The sequence below is a fragment of the Bacillus sp. 05T21 genome (genome assembly GCF_056396785.1).
Genome location: NZ_JBFTMD010000005.1, coordinates 182690 through 205716 on the forward strand (window position 1 = coordinate 182690; position 23027 = coordinate 205716).

Below are 23027 nucleotides of genomic sequence, written 5' to 3' on the forward strand. Positions count from 1 at the left end.
CTATAAGGAGATGTAAGGAATGATTCCAGTAACAATACTAACTGGTTTTCTTGGATCAGGGAAAACGACATTATTAAATCGAATTTTATCAGAGGATCACGGCAAGAAATTAGCAGTGATTGTAAATGAAATAGGGCAAATTGGTATCGATAATCAATTAATTATGAACGTTGAAGAAGAAATTATGGAAATGACAAACGGTTGTTTATGCTGTACTGTGCGTGAAGATTTACTTGTTGCTTTAAAACAATTACTGGATGTGAAAGCAGAAGGGAAAATGGACTTTGATGGATTAGTAATTGAAACAACAGGTCTTGCAAATCCAGGTCCGATTATTCAAACTTTCTTTTTAGATCCAGTTATTCAATCTGCATACCAAATTAACGGTGTTCTAACAGTTGTAGATAGCTATCATATACATAAACATTTTGAAAAGGGACTAGAAGCGAAAGAACAAATTGCCTTTGCTGATGTTGTGTTAGTTAATAAATTAGATTTAATTGAAGAAAATGAGAAAGAAAATCTCTTGCATGAACTTCAAGGAATTAACCCGACTGCAAAGTTAATCGAGGCGACTAACTGTGAGGTAGATATTCCATCGTTATTACAAATTCAAACGTTTAAAACGAAAGATACGCTGCAAATTTACCCTCATACAGAACATAACCATCTAGAAGGTGTAAAATCGTTTGTACTACGTGAAGAACGTCCGTTAGATTTACAAAAATTGAATGAGTGGATGTCAGCTGTTGTTCAAGAACTAGGGGAGCATTTATATCGCTACAAAGGAATTTTATCTATTGATGGAGTAGATAAACGTATTGTTTTCCAAGGTGTGCATACACTGTTTGCCGCTTCGTACGATAGAGAGTGGCAAGAGGGCGAAGAGCGAGTAAGTGAAGTAGTGTTTATCGGAAAAGATATTAATAAAGAATGGTTCCAAGAACATTTCCAAGAGTGTGTGAAATAAGTCTGCGTATATTGCAGGCTTTTTTTGTTTACTAAAATTGGAATTTGCATTAAAATAATCTGAAAATACTAAATGTTTAGTATTTCGTTAGGGGTAGGGGGAGAAAAGGTGCGTTTAATGATTCTTGGATTGCTTACTAAAAGGGAGTCGCTATCTGGTTATGAAATACAGCAGGCGCTAAATATGGTGCAAAGTAATAAATGGGCGGAAGTTTTCCCAGCTTCTATTTATCACGCATTAAAAAAAATGGAAAATGAAAATTTCATTCAAGTTAAAGCAATTGAAATGACCGGAAAACGGTCGAAAACGATATATTGTATTACAGACAAGGGAAGTCAAGAATTTAAAAGGTTATTAAAGGAGTCGTTTCAAAAAACTTCAGTTATGTTTCCAAAACATCTATATACAGCGTTAACATTTCTGTCAGAAGAAGAGAGTATGAGAGAGGAGGTTTTAGAAGCTTTAGAAGAGCAGAAAAGTGAAATACGATCTACTTATGAAGAGATGAGGGAAGGAGAAAGACTAAAAGATAACGCGCCAGCGTATGTGAAACTAATTTTCGAAAATATGTATGAACAATGTGAGATGCAACTTCGATTTATTCATAGGTTAGAGAAACTATTAAAAAAATAAAAATGTGGTGGGAAGAATATGAAAATCGATCATCTTGTTATAAATGTAAATAAAGAAATACAAGAAAATAAGGAAACGATTAAAAATGTACATTCTATCGGGCTTCCATATGTTCCGAAATGGGGAAAGGGAACGAAAGGGTTTAAAGTATCTAACATATGGATTGGAAAAGAATATTTAGAATTAGTAAGAGTAAAAACAAAAGATGGGGGTGGTTGGGTACAAGAGTGGGTTCAGAAATATTGTGATGGCCATAGGGGACTTATCGGACTGGCAATTGATGTTGAAAATATAGATAAAGTGTATGGGAAAATGATAGAAGGTGGAATTGGAATTACAAAACCAGAACCATTACAATACAAGTGGTTTTTTAATTTATTTAAGAAAACTATGCCGTGGAAAAATGCATACATACAGCCGATGAAGGGGATGCCGTTTCAATTCTTTCTACAACAAATGGACGATCAAAAGAGCAGAGAATATATGGAGAAATATATGAATCCAAATAGTTTGGAGCAGGGAATTACAGGAATAAATACGGTGAAATTATATGGAGAAATAACAAATGGAGATAGAGACATTATTAGTTGTCTATTTTCAGATGTTACAAATGAAGAAGAAGAAATAGTAATACGTTTAAACAATCAAATGATTTATCTAATTCAATCGGATGAGCATTTTACGGAGATAATACTAGATTGCAAAAGCGAAGCACATAGGGAGAAGAAATTAAATATAGAAAATGTGACATTAATAAATAAATAATAAAAAGCCTGTTTTCACAGGCTTGTATTTTCATCTATTAGTAATTCCATTACAACACCTACAACTGGGCCTTCGTCATCAATATCACCATTTAAACGGAAGCCAAATGACTCATATAGTCCCATTGCGAGTTTGTTGTCAGGATGTAAACTTAAATAAATTATTTTACATTCAAATTTTTCTTGTAAGAATTGAATGAGTATGCGAAGGAAACGTTTTGCGTATCCTTTTCCTTGATATTGTTGATCAATCATAAAGCGATCTAACCAGACACTTTTACGTTTTTCCCAATACCATCCATACATTGCATACCCTACAAGTGTTTCTCCATCATATAAACCTACTGACGTTCCGTTTCCTTCAAATAATGATTCTGCTAAAGAAAACGCATTGCTTTCAATAAATTGCTGCTGGTCTTTTGCGACGTTTAAAGCAGCTACTGAACGCCAATTTTTTGCTGTTACTTCACAAATGTGAAGAGTCATAATTCCAACTCACCTTCTAAATTAATATAGCTTAAAAGCTAATATGGATTATTTTACTTGTTATTTTAGTCAAGTCAAGCGGAAACAGACAAAAAAGAAGCTGAATGGAATATTCAGCTTCTTATAAAAAAGTTGATTAGTTAGTAGCTTCTTTCAATGTATTTACGTTTTCTTCCATTAAAGTGAAGTAATCTTTATTGTTCTTTGCATCATCCTCAGAAATAGTAGCAAGGTGATTTAAGCGTAAAATTTTTGTACCTGTTTCTTTTTGAATAACTGATGCCACTTTTGGAGTAGAGAATGTTTCAAATAAAATATATTGTAGACCGTGCTCTTTTACTGTTTTTGTAATGTCAGCAAGCTGCTTTTGAGATGGTTCATCAGATGCTGAAATTCCAGCGATTGGAATTTGTTTCAAACCGTATCGTTGTTCCCAGTAGCCGTAAGCTGCGTGTGAAACTAATATTTCTTTCGTTTTTGCATTTGCAACAACTGCTTTAAATTGATCATCTAAATCAGTAAATTTTGTTTGTAGTGCTGCAAAGTTTTTTTCGAACTCTTTTTTATGTTCAGGCTGTAATTCTACAAGTGCATTTTTAATTTTTTCTGCTTGTTTCATCGCAAGAGTAGGGTCTATCCAAACGTGTGGGTCTTTATCGTGATGATGTTCATCTTCTTTATGACCGTCTCCATGATCGTGCTGCTCTTCTTCAGATGAAGCACGAAGTTCGATATCTTTAGATGCATTTACAATTTTTACGTTTTCTTTTTTTAATGATTTTTCCATTTTTTCGGCAAATGGTTCTAATTCTGCGCCGTTATAAACAAATAAATCGGCTTTCGCCACTTGTACAGTCTGCTTTTGACTTGGTTCAAATGTATGAGAATCCGCACCAGGTGGGTAAATTGTTTCTACATTTACATAATCACCACCGATTTTTTTTGTAAAGTCAGCGAGTGGGAAAATGGTTGTATAAACAGAAAGTTTCCCATCTTTTTTCGCCGCACCTTCTTTGTTGTTAGAACATCCAGCAAAGATGAGTGTGAAAATAAGTATAAATAAAAATAGAGCTAATTTTTTAGGCATATAATTCTCCTCTTTTCTTTTTTACAATTATATTTTCTCCAAATATAAGAAGAAAATATCGTTTTAACACAAAACGGAATAATTACGTTTTAGGTTGCGAACCTAGTATAATACATCTTTATGAAAGTTGCAATAAATAATAATCATTACGATTTGTTTTTGTTATAAATTTGTCAAAAAGAAAGGTATTAATTTTTATGATTGGTGCATATGTGACAATGTTACTTTCATATATTGGGAGGGAGCAGAAAAAAAGGGGATGAGTACTTGGGTTACTTCATGGAGGCTATCTTATTAATACTTGCGGTAGTATTGCCATTATCTTTTGTTTTAATTTTTTTAAGGAGATTAATAAGTAATTTAGGAGATGCTACAAAAATAACGAAATTACCAATGGAGGAAAAAGAAAAGAAAAAAGAGTAAGTAAAGCACTATGCGTACGCATAGTGCTTTACTTATGGTAAAATGGGAGAACGGAAACTCCTGTTAGCGACGATTAGCTATAGGAGAGAATAGTAAATAAAGAGGTATACACATATATGAATAAGCGAACAGCGTTAGTACTTGGCGCAAGTGGGCTAGTTGGACAAGAAATAACACGACTATTACTTGACTCAGATTACTACGATTCGGTTACTATTTTTGTAAGAGAACCATTACAATTACAGCATGAGAAATTGCAACAGAAACAGGTGGATTTTTCAGTATTAGAGGAATACAAAGAATTTTTTGCAGTAGATGATGTTTTTAGTTGCTTAGGAACAACGATAAAAAAAGCGAAGTCGAAGTCGAATTTTAAAAAAGTAGATTATGAATATACATTACGAGCTGCCTGCTTAGCTGAAAAACAAGGTGTGCAAAATTTTCTTGTTATTTCATCAATGGGAGCAAAACCTAAATCATTTTTCTTTTACTCGCAAGTGAAGGGGAAAATGGAAGAGGAGCTGAAAAAGCTAGTTATTGGTGGCATACATATTTTCAGGCCGTCATTATTAGTTGGAAATCGACAAGAATATCGTTTTGGGGAAAGAATGGCTGAGAAATTATCTCGTATTCTTCCGTTTATATTTAAAGGGGCTTTTAAAAAGTATAAACCAATTTCAGCTAAAGATGTGGCGAAAGGAATGTATATAACAGCGCTACGTGAAGAATCTGGTATTCATATTTATAGTTCAAACGATATTATAGAAATAAAATAAGTAAAACCGAGAAGAATAATTTCTCGGTTTTACTTATTAGTTTTAATTTTCCCGGGTGCTCGTCGGTACTGATATGGTTCTTTTAATTCAAAGCCAAGTTCATTGGCAGCTATTCTTGGGAAGTATGGATTACGAAGTAACTCGCGTCCGATAAAAATTAAATCTGCTTCGTTATTATTTAAAATTTGCTCTGCTTGTGATCCGGTTGTAATTAATCCTACCGCACCAGTCGCGATGTCAACATGCTCCTTAATATGTTTAGCATATTGTACTTGGTAACCAGGATACACATCAATATGTGCGGGTACAACAGCACCAGAACTACAATCGATTAAATCTACCCCTTGTTCTTTCATCCATCCTGTATACTGCACATAATCTTGAACCGTTAACCCGTCAGGATGATAATCATTTGCTGAAATACGAACAAATAACGGTCCGTTCCAAACTTCATTTACAGCATCGATGATTTCGCGTAAGAAACGATAGCGATTTTCAGGTGAGCCCCCCCCGTATTCATCAGTCCGCTTATTGGAAAGCGGAGAAAGAAATTCATTAATAAGATAACCGTGAGCACCATGTAATTCAATAACGTCAACCCCCGCTCGTTTAGAGCGTAAAGCTGCTTTTTGAAAAGCAGAAACAGTTTCTTTAATTTGCTTTTTATTCATTTCTACTGGTATTTTCATTCTATCGTTAAACGGAATTGCTGAGGGAGCGAAAGCATCTGTTTCTAATTCAGCCTTTCTTCCGGCGTGAGCGAGTTGAATGGCTGCTTTTGCACCGTTATTATGTATAAATGTTGTCGTTTTATGTAAGCCTTCAATTAGAGTATCATCCCAAATGCCTAAGTCTTTGTTAGAAATTCGTCCTTCAGGTAACACAGCTGTTGCTTCAATCATAACTAAACCTACTTGGCCAGCAGCCCTGGTTCCATAATGGACGAGATGAAAATTAGTTACTTGGCCATCCTCATTTTCTGATGAATACATGCACATAGGTGACATAATGATACGGTTTTTTAGCGTAACGTCCTTAATTGTATAAGGTGAAAAGAGTTGAAACTCCATCAAATATCCCCCTTGATTGAATTTTCTTACATTGTATCATCCTCTTTTTTGTTTCCCTAATAAAACGCTTATACGAAAAATTTCGTCTATTCGTGTTACAATAAATAATATGTAATGAATTGGAGGATGACATATGTACCAGGCTTATTATGATAGTGAATTAGGTTTGTTAGAAATTACAGCGAACGAAGAAGGAATTACGTCTGTTATATTTGTTGAAGATAGAAAAGAAGAACATAAAAATGAACTTGTTGAACAATGTATAAATGAATTAGATGAATACTTTGAAGGAAAAAGAAAAGAGTTTACAGTTCCATTGTCTGCTGAAGGAACACCATTCCAAAAGAATGTATGGGATGCACTTTACACTGTTCCGTATGGCGTAAGTGCTTCATATTTAGATATTGCGGAGAAGGTTGGGAATACGAAAGCTGTACGAGCGATAGGAGGGGCAAATAGCCGGAATCCAATTTCAATTATCGTTCCATGCCATCGTGTAATAGGAAAGAGTGGAAAACTTGTTGGGTATGCGGGTGGTTTATGGAGGAAAGAGTGGTTATTGAAACATGAAGGTATTTTAAATAAATCGTAAGAAACAACCTTTGGAACGAGGGAGTTAGCTCGGCTGTCCTAAGACAAATTCGTTAGCTATCAAAAGTAACGATGAACCGAGAAGCCCCCACTTCGGGGTAAGCTCGTAAGAGATACTAAGTGGTGGGTAGTTCACAATGAAGTATGGATGGAAAGAGGGATTGTTTTGAAATGTATAAATTGTGGGCGACCTTGTATTAATGATCAGCTGAATTGTGCAAATTGTCAACGAAACTTGCATAATGAACAAGGTGAAGAAAGCTCGCTAATAGACAAAGAATTAGAAGTATATGTAGGGAGACAATATCCATATTACAAAAGAAAATGGGAGCTTGAGAATAAGCGAATTGCTAGGTGGAGCTGGAATGGTCTGGCTGCTATTTTTAATGTAGGTTGGCTTGGATATCGCAAGTATTACGTACCTGCTGCTTTATTTATACTGTTATTAGTAGCATGTGATGCATTTTCTTATTATATGGGGTTCAACGTAGCGTTGCCAATCATTAATATGGTGCCTCTTACGTTTTTATTACTCATTTTCATTCTATTTGGGATGGGGATTTTTGCAAATGGATTATATTATCAATTTGCAGAAAGGCGTATATATCGAATAAAAGCACGGGGAATTAAAGATGAATCGGTTGAAAATTATCTCATCCGTGATAGTGGTGGAACGAGTAAAATGGGAGCAACAATCGTTACTATTTTAGCAGTTGCTAGTATTTTTTTCAGTCATTTCTTTTTTCCGACTGATCGAGATATTATACAAAAAGTACGTACAAGTTCGCTTTATGAATATCCGTTCTTTTCGATTGGTGAATCGTTTGAAAGCTATTTTCAAAATTCAGGGTGGATATATTATCGTGGTTCGGAAGGTATGGAATTAGTAGAATTTCAAGGATACAGCCCAGGGATGCCAAGACAAAAAGTTACAATTCAATTTATTGTTGATTATAAATTGAGTGAAATTGAGCCATATTCCCTTACGATTAATGGTGAATCTAAAAATGAAGAAGAGTTTTTGAAGATGATGGAAGAAATATTCAAGGTTGAAAATCCGTTTGAAATAGAGGATGGATTGCAAGTAAATGCTATTCAACAAAGCGGAGGGAAAGCAATTTCTGACCGCTTTTTTTCTTTTTATGAAAATAAATATTTAAAATAATCAGAATTTTTTGTATAATAAAATATATTATACAAGTTTTAACTTATACATATAGATTGGGGGAAGGAAGAATGAAGAGAAAGGTAACAACGATTGCTGCAGTTGCATTATCGGCTAGTGTATTGGTTGCAGGTTGCGGAAATGGGGAGAAGGCATCTACAACGAAGAAAGAAGCAGGTAAGGGAGTAGCGGATAAGCAAGTATTAAACTTACTAGAAACAGCTGAAATTCCTTCAATGGATACATCTAAATCAACAGATTCTGTATCTTTCCGTGTATTTGTAAATGCAATGGAAGGATTATATCGTCTAGATAAAGATAATAAACCAACTCCAGGTATGGCCAAAGACGTGAAGATTAGTGAAGATAAAAAGACATATACATTTGAATTACGTGATGCAAAATGGTCAAATGGTGATCCAGTTCGAGCACAAGATTTTGTATATGCATGGCAACGTACATTAGATAAAGCAATAGCAGCAGAATATGCATTTATTTTATTTGATGTGAAAAATGCACAGAAAGTAAATAAAGGAGAAGTACCGTCGGATCAATTAGGTGTTAAAGCGAAGGATGATAAAACGTTGGTAGTAGAATTAGAGCAACCAGCACCTTATTTCCTTGAGCTTACTTCGTTCCCTACATTCTTCCCATTAAATGAAAAGTATGTAAAAGGACAAGGGGATAAATACGGATTAGAAGCAGATAAATTATTGTACAATGGACCATTTACAATGAGTGAATGGAAACATGAACAAAGTTACCAGTTAAAGAAAAACCAAAATTATTGGGATAAAGATGCTGTAAAATTACAAGAAATTAATGTGGGTATAGTAAAAGAGACAAGTACTGGGGTAAATTTATATGATAGTGATCAAGCAGATCGTGTCATTTTAAGTTCTGAGTTTGTAGACAAATATAAAAAGAATAAACCAGATGAATTTAAAACGAAGCTAGACCCACGTATGTATTTCCTACGTTTTAATCAAAAAAATGCAACGTTTAAAAATCAAAAGGTTCGTGAGGCGATTGATTTAGCGTACGATAAAAAAGGAATTGCGGATGTAATTTTGAATGATGGATCATTGCCAGCGTATTTCTTAGTACCTGAAAAGTTTACGACAGGACCAGATGGAAAAGACTTCCGTACTGTAAATAAAAATTTCCGTGACAGTAAAGATAATGCTGCGAAAGCAAAAAAACTGTGGGAAGAAGCGAAGAAAGAACTTGGTCAAGATACAATTACAGTAGAATTACTAAATGATGATAACGGTAGTCGTAAAAAAGTGGGCGACTTTATTAAAGAAGAATTAGAGAAAAACTTACCTGGTATTAAAGTGAATTTGAAGCAACAACCATATAAGCAGAAGTTAGATTTAGAAAAGAAATTTGAATATGAATTCTCATTATCTGCATGGAGTCCAGATTATCCAGACCCAATGACATATATTGATATGTTCGTTACTGGAAGCTCATTTAATGAAATGGATTATTCAAATCCGAAGTACGATGATTTAGTAGCAAAATCAAAAGGAGAACTACTAAAAGATGACGCAGCACGCTGGAAAGCACTTGCAGAAGCTGAAAAAATCTTAATTGGTCAAGACGCTGCAATCTCACCTACGTACCAACAAAGTACAGCTTACTTAGAGAAGACGTATGTAAATGGTATTGCTAACCATACGTTCGGTGGCGACTTTAGTTATAAATGGGCATATATTACAAAGAAATAGTATAATAAAAGATGAGTGAATTTTCACTCATCTTTTATTTGTTTAGGGAGGAACGTGGAGTGTTGAAAGGAATCAATCATCTTTGTTTTTCAGTATCAAATTTAGAAAACGCTATTATGTTTTATGAAAGAGTGCTAGAAGGAGAACTATTAGTTAAAGGGAGAAAACTTGCATATTTCAATATATGTGGAGTATGGATAGCACTGAACGAGGAGGCACATATTCCAAGAAAGGAGATTCATCAATCTTATACGCACCTCGCATTTTCTGTTGAACAAGAAGACTTTGAACGCTTACTGCAGCGATTAGAAGAAAATAAAGTTCATATTTTACAAGGAAGAGAACGAGATGTGAGAGATTGTGAATCTATATATTTTCTAGATCCAGATGGTCATAAATTTGAGTTCCATTCAGGGACATTGCAAGATCGTCTAAATTATTATAGAGATGAGAAACCTCATATGACATTTTACTAAGGGGGGGAAGAAGTTGCATGCGCTTGTAATTGGTGGAACAGGAATGCTAAAGAAAGTTTCTATGTGGCTTTGTGATCAAGGATTTCGTGTGTCTGTTATTGGACGAGATGAAGTGAAATTAGAAAATGTTAAGCAAGCTAGTTCGGCACCAGAAAATATTACATGTCTTCCTTTAGATTATCAAAATGACGATGATGTAAAGCAATCTATTACAAATACAATTGAACAAAATGGTCCAATAACATTAGTTGTTGCCTGGATACACTCTAATGCAAAGCATGCATTACGACTCATTTGTAATGAGGTAGAATTGTCGTCGGAAAAGTACAGTTTATTTCATATATTAGGTAGTAGTGCATCACGTACGAAGTCAAAAAAAATAGGCGGGGCATTATGTAGTTATTACAGAGTTATATTAGGGTTTATTTTAGAAGATACATATGCAAGGTGGCTTACTCATGAAGAGATAGTTGACGGAGTTATAAAAGGAATTGAAAGTAAATGCACAGAATGGATTGTAGGGAGAGTAGAGCCGTGGGAATTGCGGCCGAAATGATAAGGGGGAAATAGGAAATGAAGACAACAGTATATGTAACAAGGCACGGTGAGACAGAATGGAATGTAGCAAAGCGGATGCAAGGACGAAAAAATTCAGCCTTAACTGAGAATGGTATGATACAAGCGAAACAATTAGGGGAGCGTATGAAGGATTTACCTCTCCACGCCATATATAGTAGTCCAAGTGAAAGAACGATTCATACTGCCGAATTGATTAAAGGAGAACGCGATATTCCAATTATAGCAGATGAACATTTCTATGAAATAAATATGGGGACATGGGAAGGGCAAACAATTGCTGATTTGGAAATGCAATATCCAGAAGAAGTACATTTATTTTGGAATGAACCACATCTTTTTCAATCAACATTAGGGGAAAACTTTGCGGCCGTTCATAAAAGAGTAATTGAAGGGATACAATTTCTTTTAGAAAAGCATAAAGGGGAAAATATTTTAATTGTCTCTCATGCTGCAGCAGCGAAATTACTTGTAGGGCATTTTGCAGGTGTTGAAATTGAACATGTATGGGGAGAGCCATTTATGCATAGCGCGAGTCTTAGTGTGATTGAATTTGATGAAGATCTTGGTAAAGTAAAACAATTTGCAGATATAAGCCATTTTCAGTAAACGTAAAAAAGGCCGCAATGCGGCCTTTTTTGGTGGGTATAAAAAACTAGCAATTACGTTTTTTATACCAGAAGTGATCGAATTTCTTATTTTTGCAAGATGGGAACTTATGTCCGTCTCTGCAATCATTCCATTTGTGCCCGTCATCGTGACAGTCTTTACCATGATCACAATCATCATCGCAAGAGCTACCGTGTCCGTGAGGGAAGAATTCGCATTTTTTACAGAAACTTCGTTTTGTCCAGAAAAATTTCTTTTCAAAGCGTATGCATTTTGTAACGAAAGTACAATGCTTTCTGCGAGTACGTTTTGTAACTAAAACGCATTCTTTTCTACGCGTCACTTTTGTAACGAACGTCCATTTTTGAACGCGCACACGAGTGCATTTCGTAACAAACGTCCATTTTTTAACATGAGTACATTTTGTAACGAAAGTACAATGTTTTACGCGAGTACATCTTGTTCTTGGACATTTACGCCCTGTTGTACATTTACGCCCTGTTGTACATTTATGATGAGAGAATTTATCATCATCGCACTCAAAAGTACTTGGATCTTGGTGTAAGAAATCCTCCATACCAGCACTTTTGATTTCTTCAACAGCTTTTCTAATATCACGTTTCATAGAAATCCTCCTTATCGAGTGTTAAATTGAAAAGGTATTCTTTTTCCTTAACATGATATGAGATTCGACTTCTTTCTGAACAGGACAAGAGTGTAATTTTATATAAATAGATGATAGCGGATGTATGGACAAGACAAGGCGCATACATTGAATGAAGAGAACTGAGAAGGGATGAGAAAACATGCTGCCTTCATATGATTTTTTTGTTCATCCAATGTACTTAGTGGAATTGAAAAAGGACATTTGGTCAGATAGTCCAGTGCCAGCAAAATTAACTTATGGAAAAAAGAAGTATGACATTGATATCGTATACCGAGGGGCTCATATTCGCGAATTTGAGAAAAAGTCTTATCATGTTATGTTTTATAAACCGAAAAAATTTCAAGGCGCGAAAGAGTTTCATTTGAATTCTGAGTTTATGGATCCGTCTCTCATACGAAATAAATTATCTTTAGATTTTTTTCATGATATTGGTGTACTTTCGCCAAAATCACAACATGTATTTATAAAAATTAATGGTCAAATTCAAGGTGTGTATTTACAGTTAGAATCAGTTGATGAAAACTTTTTGAAAAATAGAGGGTTACCGAGTGGTTCTATTTATTATGCGATAGATGATGATGCGAATTTTTCGTTAATGAGTGAGCGAGATAAAGATGTTAAGACAGAGCTCTTTGCGGGTTATGAATTTAAATATTCGAATAAAAATAGTGAAGAACAACTGAGTGAATTTGTATTTCAAGCGAATACTTTGTCGAGGGAAGATTATGAAAAAGAAATCGGGAAGTTTCTACATGTAGATAAATATTTACGATGGTTAGCTGGAGTTATTTTTACGCAAAACTTTGATGGTTTCGTTCATAACTATGCACTATATCATAACGATGAGACAAATTTATTTGAAGTGATACCGTGGGATTATGATGCGACTTGGGGGCGAGATGTACAAGGGAGRCCACTTAATCATGAATATATTCGTATTCAAGGTTATAATACGTTAAGTGCAAGAGTGTTAGATATACCTGTATTTAGAAAACAATACCGAAGTATTTTGGAAGAAATATTAGAAGAACAATTTACCGTTTCGTTTATGATGCCGAAAGTAGAAGGTTTGTGTGAATCGATTCGTCCATATTTACTACAAGATCCATATATGAAAGAAAAATTAGAAACATTTGATCAAGAAGCTGATATGATTGATGAATATATAAATAAAAGAAGGAAGTATATACAAGACCACTTACATGAATTGGATTAATTTTGAAAGAGATTGGAACATTATCAATCTCTTTTTTTGTATAATAAAGATGTATCAATTTAATTGACGTAATATTTACTCAATAAAGAATGGAGATGTGGAAACATGACGGTCAAGTGGATTGATTGGGTAAAACAAATACAATCTATAGCTCAAGCGGGTTTAACGTATTCTAAGGATGTATATGATATAGAGCGTTTTCAACAATTACGGGACATTTCAGTTTCAATGATGTCACATTATACAAAGACAGATTGGGAAGTAGTAGAGAATTTATTTGCAAGTGAGACAGGCTATCAAACACCTAAAGTTGATATACGGGCAGTTATTTTTCAAAATGAAAAACTATTATTTGTGAAAGAAAAAAGTGATAGGAAATGGGCATTGCCAGGTGGATGGGCTGATGTTGGTTATACGCCAACAGAAGTAGCAGCAAAAGAAGTTTTAGAGGAGACGGGTTATGAAGTAGATGATTTTAAGCTACTAGCTATATTTGATAAAGAAAAGCATCAACCATCGCCTTCTGCAACGCATGTATATAAGATTTTTATTGGCTGTAATATTGTTGGTGGGGAAAAGAAAGTTAGTATTGAAACAGAAGAAATAGAGTTTTTTGGTGAAGATGAATTGCCGGATTTATCAATTGCTAGAAATACAGAAGAGCAAATTAAAGAAATGTTTGCCTACATGAAAGACCCGCAGAAAGAAAAAATAATAGATTAATACTGCTAGAATTGTACATATTGTTAAAATGAAGATATTGGCAGATGCCAATCTTTATGTGATAATGGGATGGTATGTGAAGAAAAAGGAGATAGAAAAGAAAATGTTAGCAAACATAATAGATCAGTTATTGCAATTCTTTGCAAGTCTAGGATACTTTGGAGTAGCGCTAGCTTTAATGATTGAAATTATCCCGAGTGAAATTGTACTTTCGTATGCTGGCTTTTTAGTCGCAGATGGTAAAATTAGCTTTGTCGGTGCAGTTATTGCTGGAACAATCGGTGGTACTTTAGCTCAAATCTTTTTATATTGGCTTGGATACTATGGAGGGCGTCCAGTTGTAGAGAAATATGGAAAATATCTACTTATTAATAAACACCATTTAGACATAGCAGAAAATTGGTTTAAGCGTTACGGAGCTGGAGTAATATTTTCGGCACGTTTTATCCCAATTGTACGTCATGCAATCTCTATTCCGGCAGGACTAGCTAAGATGCCATTAAAACTTTTCACACTGTATACAGTTGTAGCGATTATTCCATGGTCAATACTATTTATATACTTAGGTGAAAAGCTTGGTGGAAATTGGCGACATATTAAAGAGTATGCATCTGATTACACACATTACATAATTATAGCGGCTGTTCTCTTTGTTGCTCTATACTTCGGTTTAAAGTATTTAAAAAAGAAAAAAGCAGCGCGTTAAAGTCAATGATTTTTCATTGGCTTTTTTTTATTGTTTCAGTTCTAAAAAAAAGGAGTTGTCCATAATGTGTAATAATAAAGCGTAGCGGGGGAATGTGATGAAAGGATCACCGTTTTTACGTGGAACGATATTTTTAACGATGGCAACGATGATATCTAAAATGTTAGGGTTTATATATGTTATACCATTTACAGCAATGGTGGGTACGAGTGGGTACGTATTATATACGTATGCATACCGTCCTTATACAATTATGCTTAGTATTGCAACGATGGGATTGCCACTTGCCGTTTCAAAAATGGTTTCAAAATATGATCAACTCAATGATTATCACACTGTTAAGAGAGTGCTAAAGAGTGGTATCGCTTTCATGGTCGTTATGGGCGTTATTTCTTGTTTAGCATTATATATGTTAGCACCACATTTAGCTAAACTTGTGATTGATGGAAATGATCAGTCAGGGAATAGTGTGGTAGCTGTCACGCACAATATTCAAATTGTAAGTTTTGCGTTAATACTCGTTCCTGTAATGAGCTTGTTACGTGGTTTCTTTCAAGGTTTTCAATCTATGGGACCTTCTGCGCTCAGTGTAGTTGTAGAGCAATTTTTTCGGGTCTTAACTATTTTGATAGGAAGCTTTGTCGTTTTATATGTTATAAAAGCTTCTGTTTCGTTGGCAGTTGGTATTTCAACGTTTGGAGCATTTATGGGAGCACTAGGTGGATTAAGTGTTTTAAGTGCGTATTATATAAGAAGGAGAAAACATTTAAAGAAAAAAGAGATTGCCAGTATACCACAAACGACGAAAAGTTTTTTTTCGTTGTATAGAGAACTGTTTACATATTCTATTCCTTTCGTTGTAGTTGGATTAGCGATTCCGTTATATCAGACGATTGATACATTTACAATTAATAAGCTACTTATACAAGTAGGATATATGCAAGGAGAAGCAGAAAAGATTAATGCGATTATTGGCCTTGTTCAGATGGTTGTACTTATCCCGGTTTCTGTTGCAACAGCTTTTAGTATGTCCCTTGTACCTGAGATGACGAAAGCTTATACAGCGGGAGATGAGAAGCTACTGTATAAACATTTTACAAGGACAAATTTATTAGTGATAGGAATTACCGTACCGGCGGCGATTGGAATGATGATTTTAGCAAAACCAGTGTATACTCTTTTATTTGGTGCTGGAAATGATCCGGAGATGGGCAGTATTATTTTGCAGTATTATGCTCCTGCTTGTATACTATTCTCACTATTTACAGTAACCGCTGCCATGTTACAAGGAATTAATCAACAACAGAAAACAGTGCTAGGATTAGTAATCGGAATAACTGTGAAGATAGTTTTAAATATTGTATTGCTACCGTATTTTGATTATGTAAGTTTTATCATTTCAACATACGCTGGCTATACGATTTCAGTCGGCTTTAACTTGTGGATGCTTTCTAAATATGTTATAAAGGCAACATAAGCTTTTTTAAAGGCAGAGAACACTCTGTCTTTTTCTATGTTTACAAGATTTTTCTTAAAAAAACGTTTTCAAAATAATTTTTCTATTGAAATTTAATCGTTTGTTTCATATGCTGAAAATAGCGGTTCAAAAACTGTTGTTTAAGTGAGGTAGATTCCCACATGTAAAAAGAATCGGGGTGATAGTATGTTAAATATTTATTTAACAGACCGAAACGGAAAACTACAAGAGGTTGAGGAAATGCAAAAGGGCTGCTGGATTAATGTACTTCATCCAACAGAAGAAGAAATTCAGTATCTAGTACAAACTTTAAATGTAGACTTAGATTTCATTAAAGATCCTTTGGATGATGAAGAACGTTCTCGTATTGAAAAGGAAGACAATAATACTTTAATTATCGTGGATATTCCGACAGTCAGACATGATGAAGAAGGAAATTCAATTTATGACACGATTCCAATAGGTATGATTGTAATGCCAGATTGTTTTGTTACTATTTGCTTAGAAGAAAATCCAATTTTTGAACGCTTTATTAATCAACGTATTAAAGAATTTTATACGTTTAAAAAGACGCGCTTCGCACTTCAGCTCTTATATACAATTTCTACTTATTATTTAAGATACTTAAAGCAAATTAATCGAAAAACAATCGATTTAGAGCACCAATTAAATAAGTCGATGAAAAATAAAGAAATTTTCACATTGCTCGGCCTTGAAAAAAGTTTAGTTTATTTTACAACATCATTAAAGGCAAATAAAATTGTAATTCAAAAATTAATGCGAAACAGTACATTTTTGAAAATGTATGAAGACGATCAAGATTTACTAGAAGATGTATTAATTGAAAATAAGCAGGCTATTGAAATGGCGGAAATATATAGTCACATTTTAAGTGGAATGATGAATACATTTAGTTCGGTTATTTCTAACAATTTAAATAGTGTTATGAAACTGTTGACTTCTATTACAATCATTTTATCATTACCAACGATGGTTTCTAGTTTCTTTGGAATGAACGTAAAGGTTCCGTTTGAAGGGGAAGCACATGGTTTTGTAATTGTACTTATAATATGTGTAACATTATCTTTCACTTTAGCATTTGTTTTTTGGAAGAAACGTTACTTTTAATGATAGGAAAGCTGCGCTAGCATAGTTATAAAACTGTGCTAGCGCAGCTTTTTTTGCTATGAAATCTCAATTTTGGAACAGAATATAACTTGTGAAATGTAATGTGTATGAAGGTTATGAATTCCATATAACTCTTGTTCAAATAATGAAATGGGGTTAAAATTACATATTGTTAATGAAAAGTTGGAGGAAATACATCATGGAATTGTTTCAATTACCGAAAGCATTCCTGCAAATGAATACAATCTTTATCTCAATATTAATCGAAGCACTTCCTTTTGTGCTAATTGGTGTATTTATTTCAGGATTCATTCAAATGTTTGTGACAGAAGATATGGTGGCAAAATGGATGCCTAAAAACCGATTTCTGTCTGTTTTATTAGCTACTTTTTTAGGTATGATGTTTCCTGGATGTGAATGTGGAATTGTTCCGATTGTAAGACGATTAATCGGAAAAGGGGTTCCGCCCTATGCAGGAATTGCATTTATGTTAACTGGACCGATTATTAATCCAGTTGTATTATTTGCAACATATGTTGCTTTTGGAAGTAGTATGCACATGGTATGGTATCGTTCTATTGTAGCGATTATCGTAGCAATTATCGTTGGAATTATATTATCATTTATGTTTAAAGAACATCAATTAAGAGATGATCACTTCCCAGAAGTGAATCATAAGCGTCCGTTACGTACAAAAATGTGGGATGTATGTACACATGCTGTTGAGGAATTTTTCTCAATGGGAAAATACTTAGTGTTAGGAGCGTTAATTGCTGCTGCAGTTCAAACGTTTGTACAAACTTCAACATTGCTTGCTATTGGACAAGGTCCGTTTTCTTCATCAGCTGTAATGATGGGACTTGCTTTCATTTTATCACTTTGTTCAGAGGCGGATGCATTTATTGCTTCTTCGTTCCAAAGTACATTTTCAACAGCGTCACTTGTCGCGTTCCTCGTATATGGACCGATGGTGGATATTAAAAATATGTTTATGATGCTTGCGACATTTAAAACAAAATTTGTAATTGTTGTGACGGTTACAGTTACACTTGTTGTTTATGCAAGCTCACTACTCATTTATGCGATGGGGTGGTAGGTTATGTTTCGAGCATATATATTATTAGGTTTTACAATTTTAATTGGACAGCTTCATATTTCCGGTAATATTACGAAGTATATAAATATGAAGTACGCCTATTTATCAAAAACTGCAGCTATTATTTTAGGTTTCTTAACGATTGTACAAATTATTATCGTTTTCCAAAAAGAACATCAAAAAGAAAAAGAGAAACATGATTGTAGTTGTGATCATAGTCATTGCGGGCATGATCATTCGAAAGATGAGAATACATGGTGGAAAAAAGTGTTTTCTTACACGTTATTCTGTTTTCCAATCATTACAGGATTGTTTTTCCCAATTGCAACATTAGATTCCGATATTGTTAAGGCGAAGGGATTCCATTTTCCAGTAGCGCAAGCAGAAAGTAAAGATCCATTTATGACAAGGCAATTTCTAAGACCTGACACGAGCATTTATTACGGGAAAGAAGGATACCGTGGTGTAATGGAAAAAGGGAAGAAAGAGTTTGTTACGAAAGATAATATCACTTTAAAAGATGAAGATTTCTTAAAGGGTATGGAGACAATTTATAATTATCCTGGTGAATTTACTGGTAAAACCCTGTCTTATAAAGGATTTGTTTTCCGAGATGACTCTTCTAAAAAGGAACAATATTTCTTGTTCCGTTTCGGCATTATACATTGTGTTGCCGATTCGGGTGTATATGGTATGTTAGTTAAAAAACCAGAAGGTGTAGAGTGGAAAAATGATGATTGGATTCAGATAGAGGGAGAAATTTCAACTGAATTTTATCAGCCGTTTCATGCGAATATTCCAGTGTTAGAAGTAACGAAATGGAATAAAGTTGAACAGCCGAAAGAACAATATGTATTTAGAGGAGCCGATTGATAAAATCGGTTCTTTTTTGTGGACTAAAAGTTCTAAAAATTGTTAATATTAAACGTGTAGTTCATGAGGTGTAGTGTATATTGGGATATTAGAGATAAATAATTAAAGGGGTGATAACAATGACTGAAGTAAAGGGTAAAACAGCTAATGAATCAAGAGTGTTTAAAACGAGTCGAGTATTTCCAACGGATTTAAATGATCATAACACGCTATTTGGTGGAAAGATATTGGCGGAGATGGATATGGTTGCTTCAATTTCAGCAACGAGACACTCGAGAATGGAATGTGTCACAGCGTCTATGGATTGGGTAGATTTCTTACATCCAGTACGTTCTTCAGATTGTGTTAGTTATGAATCTTTCGTAATTTGGACGGGAAGAACTTCTATGGAGATATTTGTGAAAGTAGTAGCAGAAGATTTAATTTCAGGTAAAAAACGTGTAGCAGCAACTTCATTCGTTACTTTTGTTGCGCTTAGTAAGGAGAATAATCCAGTTCCTGTACCGCGTGTTATCCCTGAGACAGAAGAGGAGAAAGAATTGCATCGAATTGCTGTGTCACGTGCAGAACAGCGCCATATTCGTAAGGCAGAGAGTAAGAAGGTAGCTACACTGCTAACTTTTTGATGTGAAATACTTTCCTAGTGGTACTATTTTGTAATAGGTTAGGAGATTTTTGAAATGAAAAGCGGACACCTAAAAATAGGTGTCCGCTTTTATAGTTTTTTCATCCCCATATCGTACTACAATAACTGCTTAGCAGAAGCAAGCAGCACCGACGATAATTAAGAGGATAAATAATACGACTAGTAGCGCAAATCCATTACCATGTGCGAAGCCCATTGTTATTTCCTCCTTTTATTTTAAGATACAACATACAATATGCAGATGAGCTCCTGTTTGATATGGACGTATATCATGCAATGACATATTTTTTGTATGATAATGTTTTAAAAAAGGAAAGATATAGGAATAACAGTAGTTAGAGAAAGGAACGTATCCATGAAGCACTTTTTAATTGTAATAATTTGTTTTATAGGTGTATTCATATGGATGAACGTTGATGTGGAAATGGGGAAGAAAATGGCTAGTGGATATGAATTAGAAAAAATCCGATCAGGGGATTTTCAAGTATATACGAACGGTGATGAGTTATATAGAAGCTTATTTGAGGATATAAATCGTGCAGAAAAGAATGTATATATTCATTTTTATATTGTAGGTAAAGATGAGGTAAGTAAAGAATTCTTACAGTTATTAGAGAAAAAAGCATCTAGCGGAGTAGATGTGAAATTGTCAGTAGACCGCATTGGCGGATATAAGCTTAAGAAAAAGATAATTAATCAATTAAAAGAAAAAGGCGTGAAGTTTACATTTAGTAAAAAACCTAAATTAAAAAACTTATTTTATTCTTTGCATCAACGTAATCATAGACGCATTGTTACTATAGATGGGAAAGTTTCGTACATTGGTGGCTTCAATATCGGAAAGGAATATCTTGGACAGGATCCTAAATTTGGTCCGTGGCGTGATTATCATGTACGCATCGAAGGGAATGGAGCTACTGATATGGAACGGAAGTTTGCGGAAGATTGGCAAGAAGATACGGGAGAAAAGTTTCCTATACACCAAGAGTTACCTGTACAAGGAAATGTAAAATATCAATACGTATTTTCGAATGGAAAAGGTTTATGGAAGGAGTATGGAGCGTTTTTAAAGAAGGCAAAACATTCTTTAATTATCGCTACACCATATTTTGTACCGAGTAAAGAAATGGTGAAGGGGCTGAAAGATGCATTAAATCGTGGTGTCCATGTAAAAATCCTCGTCCCATTTAAAAGTGATGCAGTATTGCTAAAACAGGCTGCCTATCCTTATTTGAAAGACATGTTAGATGCTGGAGCGGAGATTTATCAATATCGAAATGGATTTTTTCATGGGAAGGTAACAATCATCGATGAGGAAATGGTTGATATTGGTACAGCAAATTTTGATAATAGAAGTTTTTACTTAAATAGCGAATCTAACTGTTTCATATATGATAAGACAGTCGTTGCTGACGTCTGGAGTCGATTAAAAGGAGACTTTCATAAATCAAAACGATTTTCTGAAGAAGATTTTGAGAAAATTAGTAGATGGGATTGGTTTCTAGCAAGAATATCAAATGTTATCGCATCATATTTATAGTATAGAGATGAAATAGGAAGGGAGGCGCTTTAATGGATTGTATGAAAGAATTGATGACATATAGTTACACACTTATATATAAAGTTGGAGAATACACGAGCAAGGTTCGAGATGAAGAATTAAAAGATATTTTGCAGCATCATTTGCCGTATATGTTACAAGCATATAATGAACAAGTGAATTTTCAAGAAGGAGAAAATATACAACATATAACTTGTAAACAAATGTGGCCGGAATTTACTGAAATGGATAGGGAAACAGATAATGAGTATACAGGGGATACTGGGATTGCTATTTGTTATATTACACATTTGAAACGATTAGCATTAAAGTTTGCTCAAGTGGCAGTAGAAGTTGCGAACCCGGAGTTTCGTTCTTTTCTGGAAAATTGTTTTGTGAAAATGAATCGTTATGCTTATAGTGTTTGGCAATATGTTGTGAAGAAGGAATATAAGATTAAACATGTATATGAAAGTGAAAAATTCGCGTGAAAAGCTAAGGTGGAATGAAAGGCGCCTTAGTTTTTTTATGTCTAATTAGAATGGGAGGATTAAAGATTGGCTATGTTATCCGAAAATTTACAAAAGTTTACTGTATCTTTACTATTTTTAAATCTTCCCTTTAAAAAAAAAGAGTAATATGGGATTGTACATATTCTATCAAAGGGAGGAAACGCAAATGAACAAATGGGTTAAGTCATTAACTGCTATGGCACTTGCAAGTTCTTTATTAATGGTAGGTTGTAGTAAAGATGGGGATAAAAAGAAAGAGGATGACACAACTTCGCAGCAAGATGAAAAGAAAGATAAAGAAACAAGCGGAACAGACAAGTCTTCTGATTCGAAAGAAAAGAAATAAATAAAAGAGCTTCCTCACATAAACGAGGAAGCTTTTTTGTTGTATATTTGTATGTATTAGGGAAAAATAGAGAGAAAGAACTGAAGAGGGGATAATATATGAAAGTATGCATATTAGGAGCGACAGGTAGAGTAGGATCACAAATTATGAAATTGGCATTACAAGATTCATATGAAGTAACGGTATTAGTTCGTGATTTGAGTAAAGTGGAAATAGAGCATGAAAGGTTGCAAGTTATTAAGGGAAATGTATTAAGCGGAGATGATATAAAGGAAGCGATTAAAGGATGTGATATTGTAATTAGTGCTCTTGGAACTGATCGGAATGGGACGTTAGAGAAGAGTGTACCGATTATTATAAAGCAAATGGAAGAAGAGGGCATAAAGAAAATTGTTACAATAGGAACTGCTGGTATTTTACAAGCACGAACAAACCCAAGTATATATCGTTTCCAATCAAAAGAATCGAAAAGAAAAATGACAACAGCTGCGGAAGATCATTTAGCTGCTTATGAAGCGCTGAATAATAGTAAACTATGTTGGACTGTTGTTTGTCCGACGCATTTAATAGATGGTGATGTAACCGGTGTATATCGAACTGAACAAGATATGTTGCCAACAGATGGATCGAAAATCACAGTTGGTGATACAGCTGATTTTACATGGAGTTTACGTAATAAAAGCTTATACGAGAAAAGTCGAGTAGGTATTTCATATTAAAAAACCATCCTAAAATAGG

The 23027-nt window shown here is 34.4% G+C and carries 28 protein-coding genes; 23 read left to right on the plus strand and 5 right to left on the minus strand.

Annotated elements, in window-relative coordinates; translation table 11 throughout:
- The first annotated feature begins 19 nt into the window (after positions 1 to 19).
- The 3 genes from AC1DKZ_RS13105 to AC1DKZ_RS13115 all read left to right on the plus strand — a co-directional run bounded on the left by AC1DKZ_RS13105 (position 20) and on the right by AC1DKZ_RS13115 (position 2368).
- Positions 20 to 970, plus strand: a complete 951-nt coding sequence (locus AC1DKZ_RS13105; protein ID WP_476996403.1) for a CobW family GTP-binding protein — start codon at positions 20 to 22, stop codon at positions 968 to 970.
- Between the two features lie 108 nt (positions 971 to 1078).
- On the plus strand, positions 1079 to 1603 hold the full coding sequence (locus AC1DKZ_RS13110; protein ID WP_002086081.1) for a PadR family transcriptional regulator: 525 nt from the start codon (positions 1079 to 1081) through the stop codon (positions 1601 to 1603).
- An 18-nt stretch (positions 1604 to 1621) separates the two neighbouring features.
- The gene (locus AC1DKZ_RS13115; protein ID WP_476996404.1) at positions 1622 to 2368 is read left to right on the plus strand and encodes a VOC family protein; all 747 of its coding nucleotides are present in this window, start codon (positions 1622 to 1624) and stop codon (positions 2366 to 2368) included.
- Between the two features lie 14 nt (positions 2369 to 2382).
- Here the strand turns inward: AC1DKZ_RS13115 and AC1DKZ_RS13120 are convergent, their stop codons facing one another.
- Both AC1DKZ_RS13120 and AC1DKZ_RS13125 read right to left on the minus strand, forming a co-directional pair.
- The gene (locus tag AC1DKZ_RS13120) at positions 2383 to 2853 is read right to left on the minus strand and encodes a GNAT family N-acetyltransferase (protein ID WP_476996405.1); all 471 of its coding nucleotides are present in this window, start codon (positions 2851 to 2853) and stop codon (positions 2383 to 2385) included.
- A 136-nt stretch (positions 2854 to 2989) separates the two neighbouring features.
- Positions 2990 to 3940, minus strand: a complete 951-nt coding sequence (locus AC1DKZ_RS13125) for a metal ABC transporter substrate-binding protein (protein ID WP_476996406.1) — start codon at positions 3938 to 3940, stop codon at positions 2990 to 2992.
- Positions 3941 to 4207: 267 nt separating this feature from the next.
- Between AC1DKZ_RS13125 and AC1DKZ_RS13130 the strand changes: the two genes are divergently transcribed.
- The gene (locus tag AC1DKZ_RS13130; RefSeq protein ID WP_476996439.1) at positions 4208 to 4363 is read left to right on the plus strand and encodes a hypothetical protein; all 156 of its coding nucleotides are present in this window, start codon (positions 4208 to 4210) and stop codon (positions 4361 to 4363) included.
- A 116-nt stretch (positions 4364 to 4479) separates the two neighbouring features.
- A complete protein-coding gene (locus AC1DKZ_RS13135) occupies positions 4480 to 5139 on the plus strand; it encodes an oxidoreductase (RefSeq protein ID WP_002031464.1) in 660 nt (219 codons plus the stop codon).
- Between the two features lie 29 nt (positions 5140 to 5168).
- Here the strand turns inward: AC1DKZ_RS13135 and namA are convergent, their stop codons facing one another.
- Complete coding sequence (gene namA, locus AC1DKZ_RS13140; RefSeq protein ID WP_476996407.1) at positions 5169 to 6209, minus strand: NADPH dehydrogenase NamA; 1041 nt, start codon at positions 6207 to 6209, stop codon at positions 5169 to 5171.
- A 133-nt stretch (positions 6210 to 6342) separates the two neighbouring features.
- Between namA and AC1DKZ_RS13145 the strand changes: the two genes are divergently transcribed.
- The 6 genes from AC1DKZ_RS13145 to AC1DKZ_RS13170 all read left to right on the plus strand — a co-directional run bounded on the left by AC1DKZ_RS13145 (position 6343) and on the right by AC1DKZ_RS13170 (position 11359).
- The gene (locus tag AC1DKZ_RS13145) at positions 6343 to 6801 is read left to right on the plus strand and encodes a methylated-DNA--[protein]-cysteine S-methyltransferase (protein WP_002086069.1); all 459 of its coding nucleotides are present in this window, start codon (positions 6343 to 6345) and stop codon (positions 6799 to 6801) included.
- Between the two features lie 165 nt (positions 6802 to 6966).
- Positions 6967 to 7965, plus strand: a complete 999-nt coding sequence (locus AC1DKZ_RS13150; RefSeq protein WP_476996408.1) for a DUF2628 domain-containing protein — start codon at positions 6967 to 6969, stop codon at positions 7963 to 7965.
- 71 nt (positions 7966 to 8036) lie between these two features.
- A complete protein-coding gene (locus tag AC1DKZ_RS13155) occupies positions 8037 to 9698 on the plus strand; it encodes a peptide ABC transporter substrate-binding protein (RefSeq protein ID WP_476996409.1) in 1662 nt (553 codons plus the stop codon).
- A 59-nt stretch (positions 9699 to 9757) separates the two neighbouring features.
- On the plus strand, positions 9758 to 10174 hold the full coding sequence (gene fosB / locus AC1DKZ_RS13160; protein WP_476996410.1) for a FosBx1 family fosfomycin resistance bacillithiol transferase: 417 nt from the start codon (positions 9758 to 9760) through the stop codon (positions 10172 to 10174).
- Positions 10175 to 10187: 13 nt separating this feature from the next.
- Positions 10188 to 10730 (plus strand): short-chain dehydrogenase, encoded by a 543-nt coding sequence (locus AC1DKZ_RS13165; RefSeq protein WP_476996411.1) that lies wholly within the window; start codon positions 10188 to 10190, stop codon positions 10728 to 10730.
- Between the two features lie 17 nt (positions 10731 to 10747).
- Complete coding sequence (locus AC1DKZ_RS13170) at positions 10748 to 11359, plus strand: phosphoserine phosphatase 1 (RefSeq protein WP_002189368.1); 612 nt, start codon at positions 10748 to 10750, stop codon at positions 11357 to 11359.
- A gap of 46 nt (positions 11360 to 11405) precedes the next feature.
- Here AC1DKZ_RS13170 and exsB read toward each other — a convergent pair whose 3' ends face one another.
- Positions 11406 to 11984: an exosporium protein ExsB gene (exsB, locus tag AC1DKZ_RS13175; RefSeq protein WP_002064999.1), complete on the minus strand. Its 579-nt coding sequence runs from the start codon at positions 11982 to 11984 to the stop codon at positions 11406 to 11408.
- 181 nt (positions 11985 to 12165) lie between these two features.
- Between exsB and cotH the strand changes: the two genes are divergently transcribed.
- From cotH to AC1DKZ_RS13215, 8 genes are all read left to right on the plus strand, one after another.
- Positions 12166 to 13242 (plus strand): spore coat protein CotH, encoded by a 1077-nt coding sequence (cotH, locus tag AC1DKZ_RS13180; RefSeq protein ID WP_431182084.1) that lies wholly within the window; start codon positions 12166 to 12168, stop codon positions 13240 to 13242.
- A gap of 105 nt (positions 13243 to 13347) precedes the next feature.
- Positions 13348 to 13965, plus strand: a complete 618-nt coding sequence (locus AC1DKZ_RS13185) for an NUDIX hydrolase N-terminal domain-containing protein (RefSeq protein WP_476996412.1) — start codon at positions 13348 to 13350, stop codon at positions 13963 to 13965.
- Positions 13966 to 14068: 103 nt separating this feature from the next.
- Complete coding sequence (uptA, locus tag AC1DKZ_RS13190; protein ID WP_431182188.1) at positions 14069 to 14671, plus strand: undecaprenyl phosphate transporter UptA; 603 nt, start codon at positions 14069 to 14071, stop codon at positions 14669 to 14671.
- 97 nt (positions 14672 to 14768) lie between these two features.
- A complete protein-coding gene (locus AC1DKZ_RS13195) occupies positions 14769 to 16148 on the plus strand; it encodes a putative polysaccharide biosynthesis protein (protein WP_476996413.1) in 1380 nt (459 codons plus the stop codon).
- A 186-nt stretch (positions 16149 to 16334) separates the two neighbouring features.
- The gene (locus AC1DKZ_RS13200) at positions 16335 to 17276 is read left to right on the plus strand and encodes a magnesium transporter CorA family protein (RefSeq protein ID WP_000932392.1); all 942 of its coding nucleotides are present in this window, start codon (positions 16335 to 16337) and stop codon (positions 17274 to 17276) included.
- Between the two features lie 199 nt (positions 17277 to 17475).
- Positions 17476 to 18372, plus strand: a complete 897-nt coding sequence (locus tag AC1DKZ_RS13205; RefSeq protein WP_000418719.1) for a permease — start codon at positions 17476 to 17478, stop codon at positions 18370 to 18372.
- Positions 18373 to 18375: 3 nt separating this feature from the next.
- Complete coding sequence (locus tag AC1DKZ_RS13210) at positions 18376 to 19245, plus strand: TIGR03943 family putative permease subunit (protein ID WP_002012447.1); 870 nt, start codon at positions 18376 to 18378, stop codon at positions 19243 to 19245.
- 119 nt (positions 19246 to 19364) lie between these two features.
- Positions 19365 to 19871: an acyl-CoA thioesterase gene (locus AC1DKZ_RS13215; RefSeq protein WP_113938288.1), complete on the plus strand. Its 507-nt coding sequence runs from the start codon at positions 19365 to 19367 to the stop codon at positions 19869 to 19871.
- Positions 19872 to 20000: 129 nt separating this feature from the next.
- Here AC1DKZ_RS13215 and AC1DKZ_RS13220 read toward each other — a convergent pair whose 3' ends face one another.
- Entirely contained in the window at positions 20001 to 20087 is an 87-nt protein-coding gene (locus tag AC1DKZ_RS13220; protein WP_000505094.1) for a YjcZ family sporulation protein, read from the minus strand.
- Between the two features lie 159 nt (positions 20088 to 20246).
- On the opposite strand from AC1DKZ_RS13220, the gene cls reads away from it, so the two are divergent.
- From cls to AC1DKZ_RS13240, 4 genes are all read left to right on the plus strand, one after another.
- Positions 20247 to 21431 (plus strand): cardiolipin synthase, encoded by a 1185-nt coding sequence (gene cls / locus AC1DKZ_RS13225; protein ID WP_476996414.1) that lies wholly within the window; start codon positions 20247 to 20249, stop codon positions 21429 to 21431.
- A gap of 32 nt (positions 21432 to 21463) precedes the next feature.
- The gene (locus tag AC1DKZ_RS13230) at positions 21464 to 21922 is read left to right on the plus strand and encodes a spore coat protein (protein ID WP_113938290.1); all 459 of its coding nucleotides are present in this window, start codon (positions 21464 to 21466) and stop codon (positions 21920 to 21922) included.
- A gap of 187 nt (positions 21923 to 22109) precedes the next feature.
- Complete coding sequence (locus tag AC1DKZ_RS13235; RefSeq protein WP_002065008.1) at positions 22110 to 22289, plus strand: hypothetical protein; 180 nt, start codon at positions 22110 to 22112, stop codon at positions 22287 to 22289.
- Positions 22290 to 22387: 98 nt separating this feature from the next.
- A complete protein-coding gene (locus AC1DKZ_RS13240) occupies positions 22388 to 23008 on the plus strand; it encodes an NAD(P)-dependent oxidoreductase (RefSeq protein WP_476996415.1) in 621 nt (206 codons plus the stop codon).
- The last annotated feature ends 19 nt before the right edge of the window (positions 23009 to 23027 follow it).